General features: G+C 69.0%; 16 protein-coding genes. 8 read left to right on the forward strand and 8 right to left on the reverse strand.

What is annotated here, in order from left to right; genetic code table 11:
- The first annotated feature begins 97 nt into the window (after positions 1–97).
- The 3 genes from ACK8GG_RS00330 to ACK8GG_RS00340 are packed head-to-tail and all read left to right on the forward strand — an operon-like array spanning position 98 to position 1,279.
- Entirely contained in the window at positions 98–709 is a 612-nt protein-coding gene (locus ACK8GG_RS00330) for an LLM class flavin-dependent oxidoreductase (protein WP_440355668.1), read from the forward strand.
- Complete coding sequence (locus tag ACK8GG_RS00335) at positions 607–840, forward strand: hypothetical protein (protein ID WP_440355689.1); 234 nt, start codon at positions 607–609, stop codon at positions 838–840. The genes ACK8GG_RS00330 and ACK8GG_RS00335 overlap by 103 nt, the downstream gene beginning before the upstream one ends.
- Entirely contained in the window at positions 824–1,279 is a 456-nt protein-coding gene (locus ACK8GG_RS00340; protein ID WP_440355241.1) for a nuclear transport factor 2 family protein, read from the forward strand. Before ACK8GG_RS00335 ends, ACK8GG_RS00340 begins: the two co-directional genes overlap by 17 nt.
- A gap of 18 nt (positions 1,280–1,297) precedes the next feature.
- Here the strand turns inward: ACK8GG_RS00340 and ACK8GG_RS00345 are convergent, their stop codons facing one another.
- Entirely contained in the window at positions 1,298–1,762 is a 465-nt protein-coding gene (locus ACK8GG_RS00345; protein ID WP_440355242.1) for a MarR family winged helix-turn-helix transcriptional regulator, read from the reverse strand.
- Positions 1,763–1,793: 31 nt separating this feature from the next.
- Between ACK8GG_RS00345 and ACK8GG_RS00350 the strand changes: the two genes are divergently transcribed.
- Positions 1,794–2,864, forward strand: a complete 1,071-nt coding sequence (locus ACK8GG_RS00350) for a GNAT family N-acetyltransferase (RefSeq protein WP_440355243.1) — start codon at positions 1,794–1,796, stop codon at positions 2,862–2,864.
- Positions 2,865–3,090: 226 nt separating this feature from the next.
- Here ACK8GG_RS00350 and ACK8GG_RS00355 read toward each other — a convergent pair whose 3' ends face one another.
- The 4 genes from ACK8GG_RS00355 to ACK8GG_RS00370 form a co-directional block, all read right to left on the reverse strand.
- Complete coding sequence (locus tag ACK8GG_RS00355) at positions 3,091–3,603, reverse strand: GNAT family N-acetyltransferase (protein ID WP_440355244.1); 513 nt, start codon at positions 3,601–3,603, stop codon at positions 3,091–3,093.
- A gap of 266 nt (positions 3,604–3,869) precedes the next feature.
- Positions 3,870–4,349 (reverse strand): hypothetical protein, encoded by a 480-nt coding sequence (locus ACK8GG_RS00360; protein WP_440354529.1) that lies wholly within the window; start codon positions 4,347–4,349, stop codon positions 3,870–3,872.
- Positions 4,350–4,484: 135 nt separating this feature from the next.
- The gene (locus ACK8GG_RS00365; protein ID WP_440351381.1) at positions 4,485–5,105 is read right to left on the reverse strand and encodes a hypothetical protein; all 621 of its coding nucleotides are present in this window, start codon (positions 5,103–5,105) and stop codon (positions 4,485–4,487) included.
- A 250-nt stretch (positions 5,106–5,355) separates the two neighbouring features.
- Positions 5,356–5,775, reverse strand: coding sequence for a RidA family protein (locus ACK8GG_RS00370; RefSeq protein ID WP_440355245.1), 420 nt, complete (start codon positions 5,773–5,775; stop codon positions 5,356–5,358).
- An 87-nt stretch (positions 5,776–5,862) separates the two neighbouring features.
- On the opposite strand from ACK8GG_RS00370, the gene ACK8GG_RS00375 reads away from it, so the two are divergent.
- The gene (locus ACK8GG_RS00375; protein ID WP_440355246.1) at positions 5,863–6,261 is read left to right on the forward strand and encodes a nuclear transport factor 2 family protein; all 399 of its coding nucleotides are present in this window, start codon (positions 5,863–5,865) and stop codon (positions 6,259–6,261) included.
- 102 nt (positions 6,262–6,363) lie between these two features.
- On the opposite strand, the gene ACK8GG_RS00380 is transcribed toward ACK8GG_RS00375, so the two are convergent.
- Both ACK8GG_RS00380 and ACK8GG_RS00385 read right to left on the reverse strand, forming a co-directional pair.
- A complete protein-coding gene (locus ACK8GG_RS00380) occupies positions 6,364–8,892 on the reverse strand; it encodes a hypothetical protein (protein WP_440355247.1) in 2,529 nt (842 codons plus the stop codon).
- A 281-nt stretch (positions 8,893–9,173) separates the two neighbouring features.
- Positions 9,174–9,827, reverse strand: a complete 654-nt coding sequence (locus ACK8GG_RS00385; protein WP_440355248.1) for a 4a-hydroxytetrahydrobiopterin dehydratase — start codon at positions 9,825–9,827, stop codon at positions 9,174–9,176.
- A gap of 308 nt (positions 9,828–10,135) precedes the next feature.
- Between ACK8GG_RS00385 and ACK8GG_RS00390 the strand changes: the two genes are divergently transcribed.
- From ACK8GG_RS00390 to ACK8GG_RS00400, 3 genes are all read left to right on the forward strand, one after another.
- Entirely contained in the window at positions 10,136–11,191 is a 1,056-nt protein-coding gene (locus ACK8GG_RS00390; RefSeq protein WP_440355249.1) for an ion transporter, read from the forward strand.
- Positions 11,127–11,588 (forward strand): hypothetical protein, encoded by a 462-nt coding sequence (locus ACK8GG_RS00395; protein WP_440355250.1) that lies wholly within the window; start codon positions 11,127–11,129, stop codon positions 11,586–11,588. Before ACK8GG_RS00390 ends, ACK8GG_RS00395 begins: the two co-directional genes overlap by 65 nt.
- A gap of 88 nt (positions 11,589–11,676) precedes the next feature.
- Positions 11,677–12,567, forward strand: coding sequence for an LLM class flavin-dependent oxidoreductase (locus tag ACK8GG_RS00400; RefSeq protein ID WP_440355251.1), 891 nt, complete (start codon positions 11,677–11,679; stop codon positions 12,565–12,567).
- Between the two features lie 47 nt (positions 12,568–12,614).
- Here the strand turns inward: ACK8GG_RS00400 and ACK8GG_RS00405 are convergent, their stop codons facing one another.
- Positions 12,615–13,160 carry a phosphoribosyltransferase family protein gene (locus tag ACK8GG_RS00405; RefSeq protein WP_440354523.1) on the reverse strand — a complete coding sequence of 182 codons (546 nt, stop codon included), beginning with the start codon at positions 13,158–13,160 and terminating at the stop codon, positions 12,615–12,617.
- Positions 13,161–13,181: the final 21 nt, after the last annotated feature.

A 13,181-nucleotide genomic window follows, 5' to 3' on the forward strand; every position in this document is an offset into this window, starting at 1 on the left:
GCCTCCGCGACCTCGCGGATCAGGGTCGGCACGGGCGGCGTGATGCTCCCCAACCACCAACCACCAGCCGCTCGTCGTCGCCGAGCAGTTCGGGGTCCTGGAATCCCTCTTCCCCGGCCGCATCGACATGGGGCTCGGGCGCTCGGTCGGCTTCACCGAGGGGGTCCGCAGGGCCCTGGGCCGCGACAAGCAGGACGCCGACGACTTCGCCGAACAACTGCGGCAGTTGCTGGGCTGGTTCACCGGCGAGCAGACCGACCACCCTCAGGTCCACGCCCATCCCGCCGAGGGTCTGCGCCCGGCACCCTTCGTCCTGGCGATGGGGAGCGGTGCCACGATCGCCGCGGAGCAGGGGCTGCCGCTGGTGATCGGCGATCTGAGCGACCCGGACCGGATGCAGCGGGGCATCGACACCTACCGGGACGGCTTTCGTCCCTCCCGGTGGGCCGAACATCCCTACGTGGTCATCTCCGGGACCGTGGCTGTCGCCGCGACCACCGACCAGGCGCGGAGCCTGCTGATCCCGGAAGCCGGATCGGCGGCGTACAGCCGTACCCGTGGGTCTTTCCGCCTCTGGCGCCGGCGGCCGAGATCGAAGCGCGGCCGATGGCCGGCAAGGAACGGACGCACTACGAAGACGCGCTGCGCGGCCACCTCCACGGCACGGCGGAGGAGGTGGTCGAGGAACTGGCGGAGATCGTGGCGCTGAGCGGCGCCGACGAGGTGCTCGTCACCACCAGCACCTACGACCGTGCAGACCTGATCGATTCCTACCGCAGGCTGGCCGACGCCCTGGGCCTGCGTCTGGCGGAAGGGAACCGCCTTGAATCCGGAACGTGACGACCGCGCGGCCGTGCAGGACACGCTGGTGCGAATGGCCTGGTACGTCGACCGGCGCAATTGGAAAGGGCTGGCCGACGAGGTCTTCGCCGACATGATCCGGGTCGACTACACGGCGATGTGGGATGGCGAAGCCGAGGTGCTCCCCGGGCGGGAGCAGGCCGGCCGGTGGGAGAAGGAGCTCGCGCACCTGGACGCCACCCAGCACGTCATCACCGGGGTGCTGGTGAGCCTCGACGGCGATGCGGCGACCGCGACCGCGAACGTCCAGGCCCACCTCGTACGGCGGGACGCCGCGGGTGGGCCCCTGTGGTCGAACGGTGGGACCTACACCACCCACCTGCGCCGCGGTGACCACGGGTGGCGCATCACCGCGCTCATCGTCGAACCCCTGTGGGACTCGGGCAACGCCGGAGTTCTCACCGGAGACGCGGAGTGAGAGTTCCGGGTAGGCGCGTCATGACGGGCCGGTCAGCTTCCGGGCGACCTGCTCGATGGCGGTGAGGTCTTCCGGGGCGAGCCGGTCGACGAAGTGGCGTCGCACCGATTCCAGGTGGGCCGGTGTGGCGGCCTCAAGCGCCTCCAGCCCTTCCGGGGTGAGCGCGAGGAGGCAGCCTCTGCCGTCGTTCGGATCGGGTGCGCGCCGCAGCAGACCGCGGGCCTCCATCCGGCTGGCGTGCCGGGAGAGCCGGCTGCGGGACCAGCCCATCTTGTCGGCCTGTTCCCCCAGGGTGCTCGTGTGGTCGGGCCGCTCCGAAAGGGTGCTCAGCACCTCGTAGTCGGCTTCGGAGAGTCCGGCCGCGGCCAGGTCCCGGGCGGTGCCGGTCTGGACGGCGACCATGGCGCGCAGGAACGCCCGCCACGCCCGCTCCTCGTCCGGGTTCAACCAGCGTACGGGGCCGCCCGGAGATGTCGTTGACATGTAATCAATCTACCATCTACAGTTCGTTTCCATGTTAACGAAGTCGCTCCGAGTCCTGGCCCTGGTCTGCAGCACGCGCCCGGGTGCCCTTGGTCCAGCGGTAGGAGAGTGGCTGACCGAAACGCTCGCCACGCGCGCCGCCGAACTCGGCGTAGAGGTCGAACCGGTCGCTCTCGCCTACCTGAACCTGCCCTTCCTCGACGAGGAGCAGGAACCCTCCTCCGGCGTCTACCAGCACGAGCACACCCGGCGGTGGAGCGAGCTGGTCGCTGCGGCGGACGGGTTCATCGTCGTCACGCCCGAATACAACTACGGGATGCCGGCGACCCTGAAGAACGCGCTGGACTATCTCAGCCGGGAATGGGCCTGGAAGCCGATCGGTTTCGTCAGCTACGGCAACACCTCGGCGGGCACCCGGTCGGTCCAGCACGCCAAGCAGGTGGTGACCGCGCTGCGGCTGGTGCCGTTGGGTGCCACGGCCGCGATCCGCATCGGCGACGCCGTGCAGGACGGGCGGCTGCGGCCCGACGCCGCGCGCGACCGGGCGGCCGCCGGCCTGCTGGACGAACTGGTCCGGGTCGCCCACGCCCTCCGCCCGATGCGCGAACGCGCCCAGGCCCGGCCCGGCCCGCTGCCCGGTTCCTACGCGCGGACGCTGACCGCCGACGACGCGAGCCAGGTCCTGGTGTTGCAGCGGTGCTGCTGGGTCGAGGAGGCAATCGTCAACGACCTGTTCGCCATACCGGCCCTGCACGAGTCGCCGGAGCAGGTGCGGGAGTGGCTGGCGGACTGGCACACCACGGGCCTCTGGCTCGACGGCCGGCTGCTCGGCATGGTGCGCACGCGCCGCGACGGCGCCGACTGGCACGTGGGGCGGCTCGCGGTCGTGCCCGACCTGCGGGGTCGGGGGCTGGGTCGGTGGCTGCTGCGCGCCGCCGAAGCCGGCGCCGCATCCGGGTGCCGCCGGGCCGTGCTCTTCACCGGCGCGAAGAGCCTGCGCAACATCGACCTCTACGAGAGTGAGGGATACCGGACAGTGGGGTCCGCCAATCCGGACGGCACCATCTGCCTCACCAAGGAACTGCCCGCCGCGCAGCGCTGACGCCGCCGGTCCGGCAAACCGAGCCGAGAACCGACCACCATGAGCTGATCGACCGGTGCCCGGTGGCGGCCCACCTCGCCGCCGGCGGCCACCTGCAGCACGGTCACGGCCGCGAGATCACCGCGGATCAGCGCTCGTGCCGTCACGCCGACACTGCCGTACGCCTCCACAGTCCGGCCCGGTGACCTGCCGAAGTCGACGATCTCCATCCTGGCAATCCGTCCTGTCAGGCAGGGAGGCTCATGGCCATCACGTGTTCCCGGTGGATGCCGTCGGGCATGAGGCCGCCGAGCTCCCCCGTGGTGCGGAAGCCGTGGCGTTCGTAGAGCGCCCAGGCGTGATCGTTGCCCTCGGCCATGCTCAGCCGGAGTGTCCCGGCGCCTGCGTGGCGGGCCCACTCCTCGACCGTACGCAGGAGGTGGTCACCGACGCCGCGGCCCCGTCCCGCCGGCGCCACCCACATCGAGATCACCTCGACCACGCCGTCCTGATCGGTCGGCACCCCGCTGGCCATCCCGACAGGTTGCCCGTCGAGCACCGCCACCACGTTGTACGAACCGGGGATCGTCAACCGCCCACGCCAGCGTTCCTCCCGGTCGCCGTCGCCCTGCCAGTCGCTCAGCTGGGCTCCGAAGGCGTACGGGGCCTCCGTCAGGGCGGCGAGCCGCAGTTCGCGCCAGAGCTTCCAGTCGTCCTCGCTGAGCACCCGGGCCTCGATCATGGTCGAAGAATCCCGCACTGCTGTTCGGTAGGCAACGGGTTTTCAGGATGGCTGCACAAGGAGTAGCCAAGAGTCCAGGCGCCTGACCGTTGTGAGTCGACTGGACGATATGCATACCAACACCAGAACGGTGAGAAGCGCAAGGACCGCGGAGACCCAAAGCGTCTTCTCGCTGTAAGCATTCGTCGACCCAGAGGGTTGTTGAAGATTGGCTCCTTGCTTTCAATCGTTGCGTCGGTTCGGATGAAGCAGGTCGAAGTAATCGAAAGGGTCACAGGCGATCATCAATGATCGGTGCAGCCGCCTGTGGTTGCCTGAAAGTCGGTCGCTGGAAAGGTGTCGAGAGCGATGCAGTACTCAGACAGTGAGTTTGCGCGGTAGGGGTGACTGCCTGACCCGTTGTAGGAACTGCTGGTGGAGCAGTTGGTGTTGATGCGGTGCTTGTTGAAGGTGTACTTTGCGCCGCGCTTGTGAACCACTGCCCGGGCAGTCTTTCCATCTGGCACGGTTTTGGTGTAGGTCCACTGTTTTGAGTAAGTAGTTGATGCAGTCAGGGAAACGTTGTACTCAGTGCTGACCGACGCCCACACTGCGCTTGCGCTAAATGTCCAGCCAACCGAAAATGTCCCCGAAAAAGACGCGCCTTCGGTTTCGGCGTAAGAGATCGAGCCCGGCCCGGCGAGCCAAGCACTGGATGCTGCGGTGGCAAACCATCCCTTGGTGATGGATGTGGGGTCATAGGTTTCCTCAACTGGGCAAGCCAAGGGGGCCGGTGTGGACGCAGCGGCGGGTCCCGCGGGAACGATCGCTGAGGCGAGAGTCGTAGCTGTTACAGTTGTCAGAAAAGCTGCGCTTGTTCTTCTAAGCATGTGTGTTCTCCCGGGATTCATGTGGGGCCCTCAGCAGGCCGTACTCGAAGGGTTCTCCATCCGACACAAGGTCAGATTGTGGCTGAACTCGGATTGGAAAGCGACGTTGTCTGCCTCGAATTCGATCTGAATTCCAGTGACGTGATGTGTGCCCGCTTGGACGCGGAAGCCGATTATTAGCTCATAGGCCATAACAATTGATTCGGGTTCGACTGTGGCGCCTTCGGCATCCTGCCAGCGATCCGCGACAGCCTTGTTGGGTGGGAATTTCCTTTGTATTCCTGTTGGCTCATCGCCAGGGCTTCGAAGTGGAGCGATCTTAATTCCCACCACCTCCAAGCCGCTGCCGCCGCCCTCGAATACGGGCTTTACCTTGCGGATGTGAACTGGGAAGTCGGACGAGTTCTTGAAGACCAAGGCGCCGTCTGCGATGATCTCCTGAGTTCCGGTGGGTATTTCGTAAGCGGCCCTGCGTTCAAGAGAGACCAGGGAATCTGCGGTGGCTGGCCGGGACGACGCGGCGGAGGTAGTCGTAGACGGTGCGTTGGTCTGCTTTGGCGGCCCTTCTTCCTCACTGGTGCAGCCGGAAATCATGCTTAATGCCAGTGCTGCCATCGACGTCAATGCCACTAACGCATTCAACTTCCTCACCTCCTGATCATTCCATGCTCTCGGTCGCGATCCCCCCCGCAAGGTAACGATCAGGCAACGCTGTGTCAGGGGGTGGCTTCGGTGGGTGTAGCGCGGGCTTGATGACCACAGGCAGGCATGGCGACTGTCTGATGGCGCGTCCGTGGCCGTCTTTTGCCAGTTCGCGGCTCATTCCAGGCTGCCGAAGCCTGACGGGTCCTCGCAGCCTTGAAGTTGCGGCGTGACCCAGACGACAGTCCCACCACCATCATCAAGATGAAGAAGGCAGGGACGGCGAATAGCGCCGAGCCGGCAGCCGCGCGTCGACCTCGATTTCGATCTTCATCCGGGGGTCGGCGAGGCCGCAGACCAGCATGGTGGCGGCGGGCCGGACCGGCCCGAAGTGGCGGCGCAACACCGGCCAGCAGGGCTCGAAGTCCGCGCGTTCCGGCAGCAGGTACCGGACCCGGAGCACGTCGGCGAGGGTGCAGCCCGCCTCGTGCAGCGCGGCCTCGATGTTGCGCAGCGCCTGCTCGGCCTGCGCCACCACATCCTCGGCGATCGTCATGGTGGCGTAGTCGAAACCGGTGGTGCCGGAGACGTACACCCGGTCGCCGTCGACAACGGCGCGGGCGTACCCGATCTGTTCTTCGAAGGTGGATCCACTGAGTATCGTGCGTCGCTCGGCCACGGGTCGAAGAGTACGCCCGGGCCGCTCGACCGGCGGTGGACTCCACAAGGCCCCCGCCATTAGCGTGGAGCCGGATCATCGGTCGAGGTGAATGCAGAGGTGGGCATCGTGCATCCGTTCCGCGCCGCCGTCGAGGCGGGTCAGATCGACGCCGCGATCGCACTCCTCGCCGAGGACGTCGTCTTCCACAGCCCTGTCGTCTTCGCCCCGTACCACGGGCACGACCAGGTGGCGGTCATCCTCCGTGCCGTCGTCGAGGTCTTCGAAGACTTCCGCTACGTCCGCGAGATCGGTACGCCGGACGGCGCCGACCACGCCCTGGTCTTCCGGGCGCGCGTCGGCGACCGCGAGATCGAGGGCATCGACCTGCTGCACCTCGGCACCGACGGGGCGATCGAGGAGTTCACGGTGCTGGTCCGGCCGCTCAGCGCGGCGCTGGCACTGGCCGAGGCGATGAAGGCGAAACTGGCCGCCGCCCAGGGTTGAGGACCCGGCGCGAGCCGGCCGAGCGCGGCGCGGCGCCATGGCATCTGAAAGCGCAGGGCCGTTCCGATCCGGAACGGCCCTGCGGAGATCATCCAGCGTCGGTCACTTGCGTACTTTCACCGCTTTACTGGTGGAGCGGCCGTCGGCGTACCCGGTCTTCTTGGCGATCACCGTGACGGTGATGCGCTTGTTGCGCATCGAGGACTTCAGTTTCAGCTTGCTGGTCTTCGCGCCCTTGATGAGCTTTCCATTGACCCGCCACTCGTAGCGGTAGGAGTCCGCCTTGGGCGACCAGGCGCCGACGTTGACCTTGAGCGTCTTGCCGACCTTGGGAGTGCCGACGATCTTCGGCCGTTTCGTCGCCTTGGGGGCCTTGCCCTTTGCGACGATCATCGCTTGCGCGGTGGCCTTGGTCGAGGTGTAGCCGGTCTGGTTGACCGTCACCGTGAAGGTGAGCCGCTTGCCGACGAGCGAGGCCGGAATCTTGAACGACGTACCGGTTGCGCCCTTGATCGCGGACCCGTTGGCCAGCCACTGGTACTGGTAGGTCTTCGGCGTGGGCGACCAGGTGCCCGGCGTTGCCTTGACGGTGTTGCCGACGTTCGTGAGGCCTTTGATCATCGGCGGGTCGTACCCGACCAGTGGGGGCGGCGGCGTGATCGTGAAGGCGCCGGAGAGGACCATCGGCGTGCCACCCGCGTAGGAACGCAGGGTCAGCGTGGCCGGGCCGGTCGCTGCCGAGGAGAGGTCGACCTCCCCGATCAGGGTCTTCGTCCCGGAAGCGACCGTCACCTTTACGGTCACCGGCTCCCCCTTGGCGGGGGTCACCTGAATGGTGTCCCGGGGGTGCAGCCCGGCGCCGCGGATGGTGACCTTTCGTACGCCTCCGGCCGGCGCCGTGGCCGGCGTGACCGAGGAGATCGTGCCGAGATCGGCGTCGATGGTGAAGCGGTAGCCCGTGCTCAGGGAGGACGCCCCGTCGGCCGTGACGCTCCGCACGGCAACGTGCTGGTCTCCGGCGGTTGCCGGCGTGTAGGCCACCGTCGCGGTGCCGTCCGGCGCGGCCGGAATCGTCAGCGTCGGCCCGGAGTTGAACGAGTACTCGTACGCGACCGTCCCGGGCAGGCGCGGCGCGAAGTGGAAACTGCCCGGGACGAGCCGGCCGTGCACCCCCTTCGGAAACTCGGCGGAGGTGACAAGAGGCGCGTCGGTGACGGACCAGGTGGTGACGCTCTCCGCTGTTTCGATCCCGTCGGCGTTGCGTGCGAAGACTCGCAGTTGGTTGGTGCCGACCTTTGACGCGGTTACCTCGAAGGTGGCGCTGCCGTCCGCAGCCGGTGTGATCACCCGTTCGGGCTGGTGGCTGAGCTTCGTCACGTACTCGGCGACGTCCACCATGCGGGTACGGACGGTGACGGTTGCCGGTGTTCCGAGGTCGGTGCCGCCGGTGCGGGTCACGGTCGGCATCGCATCGTCGACCGAGACGGGAACCTGCCGCGCCTCGGAGAGCGTGCCGTCCGCGCTCCGGCTCTGCACGCGCAGGGTCGTGTTGTCCCGGGTGACCCTCCAGAAGATGTCGGCGGTGCCGTCGGCCCGCGCCGCTACGACCTGCTTGTCGGCGAGGGGCACCTCGTCCCAGCCGTCCTGCGGCCAGTAGAGGTAGGCCTCGACCTCCGGCATCCGCGGACTGAGGTGGATCTTGGCCGTCGACCCGACCGGCACCGCCTCCTTCGAGTCCCGGGTGGCCGTCGGGCCGTTGTCGACAACGAACTGGTAGGCGCGGGAAGCGTGCGCGGTGCCGTCGTGCGTGACGGCACGGACATGGAGCCGCTGGCGGCCGCCGCGGGTCGGCGCGATCATCACGGTCGCGTTCCCGTCGGCGTCGGCGGGCGCGGTACCGGAGGGCCCGCCCTCGTCGATCCACCACGTGAACGAAGCGGTGTCGGCGACCGTCGAGTCGAACGTGAACGCCCCGGGCACTCCGATGTTGTAGTCCAGGTTCGGGTAGTAGTCCGGATACGCAACCGACCGGATGTTTGGCCGGGTTTCCTTTACCTCGAATGCGTAAGAGGCGTACTCGGAACGGTTTCCGGCCCGGTCTACCCCGTAGACACTCAGCCAGTGGAGACCGGCTGCCTGAGGAGTCCAGTGAATCGTCGCCGGGCCGCCGAGTCCTTCCGCGCCTATCGCCGTGTAGGGATCGTCATTCGCCAGCTCGCTGGAGCTGAACCGATAGAAGTAGTCGACGGTGTCGTCCGCGGGGGCGGTCAGCCTGAAGACGCCGGGGACACCGATCGCGCCGCCGCGGGTCCAGTTCTCACCCGAGGGCGGGTACTCGGCAGAGTCCACGGTCGGTGCCGGGCCGCCGCTGCGGTCGATCGTGAAGTGGCAGGTGCTGCTCCACGGCGACGGATCCGTCGCGCCGAGGATCCGCACCCGCCAGGCGTAGGTGCTGCCCTCGATCAGCCGTGACTCGTCCTCGATCTGGACATAGGCATGCTCGTCATCGTCGAGGTCGACCGACAACTGCTGTGGATACGCCGGGTCGGCGATGTCCCACAATTGGAAGTCCGCCCGCAGGTCGGCGCTTTCGGGCCCGCGCTGGATCGTGCCCCGCAACGCGAGCGGCATCGCGCGCAGATACGGTCCCGGCGCGTTCGTGTCACAGGGGTGGCCTGCGTTCTGCAGATCAGTAGGTGCGGTCGCCGCTGCGGCGGCTGGAGCAGTCGCTAGCCCCACCACCGCCCCAGAGGCGAGCGCAGATGCCGCGACCAGCGCCGTTATTCGGCGCCGCCCGGTTTCCGTACGCATGGTGATCTCCCCACAGAGAACGGATGTGATGATCATCCGCAGTGGAGAGAATCGCACAGGAACAGCTGCTTCGGCTGCCCCGCTGCCGTCCGATAGCGACGTCACCCGTCGACTGCGTTGTCTCGCTCCTGCCAGGTGCAGAGGCAGACCTTGTTCCCCTCGGCGTCGGCGAGCACCCAGTAGCTGGGGGCGTACTCGTCGGTGACGAGGGTGCCGCCGGCGGCGAGCGCGGCGGCGATGCGGGGCTGCACCTGGGACGGGTCCACCCAGACGTCGAGGTGCCAGCGCTGGCGCGGCTCCTCGCTGCCGGACTCCTGGAACCAGACCAGGGGGAGCGGACTGTCGGGATCGTTCACGTCGTCGCCCTTCGCCTCGGCGGCGAGCACGGCCCCCCAGAACGGCTGGATCACGCCGTACGCGGGGCTGTCCAGGGCGAGTTCGAGCCGGACGCTGCCGGTGCAATCCGGCGTCACGCCCGCCTCGGCGGCGATCGCGGAGACGGTGTGGGCCAGCCGGATGTCCCGCTCGGTCACCCCGCCCACGTCGTGACTGCTGAGCCGGACGTCGACGTGGCCGTAACGCAGATCCAGGTCGGGGTGGTGGTTCATCTCCTCGGCCGCGGCCCCGATCGCACCGACGATCGCGAGCCCGGTCGCGAAGTCCGGGGTGCGGAGGCGGGTCTGCAGGCCGCCGAGCAGGTACGCCCAGCCGTGGAGTCCTTCGTCGGCGACGCGCCGTCCATCGAGCTTCGTCATGGCGTCCATGCTGCCACCACGCACCGACACCGCAGTGCCACCGCGCGGTCTCCTCGCGGGTGGAACGACCGTCGACAGCGCGACGGCCGCCACCGGCCGGGGAACGGCGGCTGCCATCGGCCTGGCGGCGCCCGTCGGCGGCCTGCGATCGGCGGCTGCCGGTCGGGGGCCGGCGATACGAACGCCGGGTCGGCAGGAACCCGTTGCGGCACAAGGGATTCACAAAGGTCCAATGTGATCTATCCGACCGGTGGAACCGGGCCCGTCATGGCATAGGCTCCCGTCGGCCGAGCCGGTTGAGGAGAGACATGACGATCAACACCCGGGAGCCGCTGCACCGGGTGACCGAGACGTGCGCGGCTCTCGTGCGCGAGCAGTGGTTCAGCATCGCCGGCTTCGTCGTGATCGTCGTCAACGCGGCGGCGCTGGGCCTGGAGACGTACGGCGGCGTCACCGCGCGCTACGGCCTGCTGCTGCGGGCGATCGAGTACGTCTGCCTCGCCGCCCTCGCCGTGGAGCTGCTGATCCGTTTCGGTGCGGAGCTTCCCCACCCGTCGCGCTTCTTCCGCGACGGCTGGAACCTCTTCGACCTGGCGATCGTCCTCGCCCCGCTGCTGCCCGGTGTGCAGGAGCAGGTGACGATGCTGCGGATGCTGCGACTGGCGCGTACGGCCCGGGCGTTCCGGCTCTTCCCCAGCCTGCGGGTGATCCTCACCGGCATCCGGCACAGCCTGCCCGGCCTCGGCAGCTTCCTGGTGATCACCGTCCTGGTGCTCTACGTCTACGCGATGCTCGGCTGGATGCTCTTCGGCCAGGCCTATCCCGAGCGGTACGGCACCGTCGGCCAGGCGATGCTGACGCTCGGCCTGCTGCTCTCGCTGGACGGCATCACCGACACCCTCCAGACCGGCCGTGAGGTCAGCGAGTGGGCGATCGCCTACTACCTGTCGTACATGATCTGCGCCTGTTACCTGCTGACCAATCTGCTCGTCGGTGTCGTCCTCAACGCCCTGCAGGAGGCGCACGAGCACGAGCGCCGGGCGCTCGCGGCGCGCAACGGCCCTCCGGTGGACCCGGCGGCTCCCGGGTCGGCGCAGGCCCCGGCCGGCCCGGCGGTTCGCGCGGTACCGGCGCCGCCGGAGGCCGTGGCGGACCGCGCGGGTGGGACCGCGTCGGACGAGCCTGCCATCCGCGAGCAGCTCGCGGTGCTGCGCACGATCATCGCCGACCTGGAACGCCGCATGCCGGAGCAGCCGGTCGGGGTGTTGCAACCGGCGCCGCACCGGGTAGGAGCGGGTCATGACGCAGCAGCAGCCGCAGAACCCCGTCGACGCCGCCCACGCTCGGCCCGACGGAATCGATGACACCACCGTCGAGGCGCTCGGGCAGCTCAGCAAGGCGCTGGAGACCATCCACCGGGTCCGCGGCCACTTCTACTCCGCGCACCAGCTGATCGGCACCGCCGACTTCACCCTCGACAAGGCGGTGCAGCTGCTGCGGGAGGCCGGGCACGAGGCGCTGGCCGACCGGGTGGAGACCGAACTGCTGGGGCGCAACGTGCTCCCCGGCCGGTGGACCTTCCAGATCATGGAGGAGTTCGACGACGGCTACTACGCCGCCTTCCAGGATGTCGAGCGGGCCGCCCGCGACGAACTGGCCGGCGGCCGGCGGCACCTGTTCGAGGCCGAGCTCAAGCAGAAGCGCCGTACGCCGGGGATGCCCGGCCACGAGATCCGCCCGGAGGGCGAGGACGCGGTCTGAGCCCTCCTGATCCCGGCCGGTTGGCGGTCACGCCGGAGGGACCCGGCACCGCCGTCCGTGCGAAGCCGGCGGCCGTAGGGTGGGCGGTATGCGTATCGGCATCGTGATCCTGCCCGACCAGCGCTGGTCGGTCGCCCGGCAGCGCTGGGCCGCCGCCGACCGGTGGGGCTTCGACCACGCCTGGACGTACGACCATCTCGGCTGGCGGGACCTGGTCGACGGCCCGTGGTTCGACTCGATGGCGACGCTGACGGCGGCGGCCGGGGTCACCGAACGGATCCGGCTCGGCCCGATGGTCGCCTCACCGAACTTCCGTCATCCGGCGGCGTTCGCCCGGCAGGTGACCGCGCTCGACGACATCTCCGGCGGGCGGGCGCTGCTCGGGCTCGGCGCGGGCGGCATCGGCTTCGACTCGGCGGTGCTCGGCGGTGAGACGCTGCCGCCGCGGGAGCGGGTCGACCGCTTCGCCGAGTTCGCCGGGCTGCTCGACGCGATCCTGACCACCGACGGCATCGACTTCGACGGCGAGTGGTTCGCCGCCGTCGACGCCCGCAACAACCCCGGCTGCGTGCAGCAGCCCCGGGTGCCGTTCGTGATGGCGGCGAACGGGCCGCGGTCGATGCGCCTCGCCGCCCGCTACGGCCAGGGCTGGGTGACCTTCGCCGGCGGTGAGGACCTGGAGACCTGGTGGACGTCGGTGCAGCTGCTCGCCACGCAGATGGACCGCACCCTGGAGGCCGTCGGGCGTGACCCGGCGACGTTGGACCGCTACCTGTCGCTGGACGCCGCGCCGGTCTTCTCGCTGAGCAGCCCGGACGCCTTCGTCGACGCCGTCTCCCGGGCCGCCGCGCTCGGCTTCACCGACGTGCTCACGCACTGGCCGCGGCAGTCGAGCTGGTACGCCGGCGACGAGGCCGTCCTGGAACAGGTCGCCACCGAACTCCTGCCGCAGTTGCAGCGGCTCACCCCGGGGCGCTGACGGCCCGGCAGGGGTCAGCCGACGGAGCGCTGACAACCGCAGGGGTGTCAGCCGAGTCGGGCGGCGTCCAGCAGGGCGCGGATCCGCAGCTTGCGGCTCACCTCCGGCGGGCAGGCGTCGACCACTGCGGCGGTGCCGAGCGGCTCGGCGCCCCGGGCCGCGCAGATCGTGTAGATGGCGCGCAGCTGTGCCCCGGTGGCGACCCAGTCGTCGACGACCAGCACCCGGTCGCCCGGAGCCAGGTGCCGGTCCAGCACACCGAGGCGGACGTTGCGTTCCCGGTAGTCGGCCGGGCCCTGCGCCCAGGAGACCGGGCCGGGCAGTTGGCGCTCGTCGGGCTTGTACGCCGGGACGAAGCCCACGCCGAGCGCGGTGGCGGCGAGCGGGCCGATGATCAGCCCGGTGAGGGCGGGGGCGACGACCACGGTGGGGCGCTGGGCGCGGAACGGTCGTACCAGGGCGGGACCGAGCCCGGCCAGCACGACCGGGTCGCGCCACCAACCGGAGTGGTCGCTGACCAGGTGGGTGCCGTCGGGGTCGGGATCGAACCACTGGAAGAGGTCGATCAGCCGTTGCTGAAGTTCGTTGCCCATCGTCTGCCATCCTGCCGTCCG

Origin of the sequence: Melissospora conviva (assembly GCF_049523535.1) — a bacterium.
Classification (GTDB): Bacteria; Actinomycetota; Actinomycetes; order Mycobacteriales; family Micromonosporaceae; genus Melissospora; species Melissospora conviva.

Coding starts and splice junctions, on each gene's coding strand:
- ACK8GG_RS00350 (WP_440355243.1), top strand. CDS start 1,794: ATGTTAACGAAGTCGCTCCGAGTCCTGGCCCTGGTCTGCAGCACGCGC.
- ACK8GG_RS00335 (WP_440355689.1), top strand. CDS start 607: ATGGCCGGCAAGGAACGGACGCACTACGAAGACGCGCTGCGCGGCCAC.
- ACK8GG_RS00395 (WP_440355250.1), top strand. CDS start 11,127: ATGACGCAGCAGCAGCCGCAGAACCCCGTCGACGCCGCCCACGCTCGG.
- ACK8GG_RS00400 (WP_440355251.1), top strand. CDS start 11,677: ATGCGTATCGGCATCGTGATCCTGCCCGACCAGCGCTGGTCGGTCGCC.
- ACK8GG_RS00405 (WP_440354523.1), bottom strand. CDS start 13,160: ATGGGCAACGAACTTCAGCAACGGCTGATCGACCTCTTCCAGTGGTTC.
- ACK8GG_RS00380 (WP_440355247.1), bottom strand. CDS start 8,892: ATGCCGCTCGCGTTGCGGGGCACGATCCAGCGCGGGCCCGAAAGCGCC.
- ACK8GG_RS00385 (WP_440355248.1), bottom strand. CDS start 9,827: ATGACGAAGCTCGATGGACGGCGCGTCGCCGACGAAGGACTCCACGGC.
- ACK8GG_RS00345 (WP_440355242.1), bottom strand. CDS start 1,762: ATGTCAACGACATCTCCGGGCGGCCCCGTACGCTGGTTGAACCCGGAC.
- ACK8GG_RS00390 (WP_440355249.1), top strand. CDS start 10,136: ATGACGATCAACACCCGGGAGCCGCTGCACCGGGTGACCGAGACGTGC.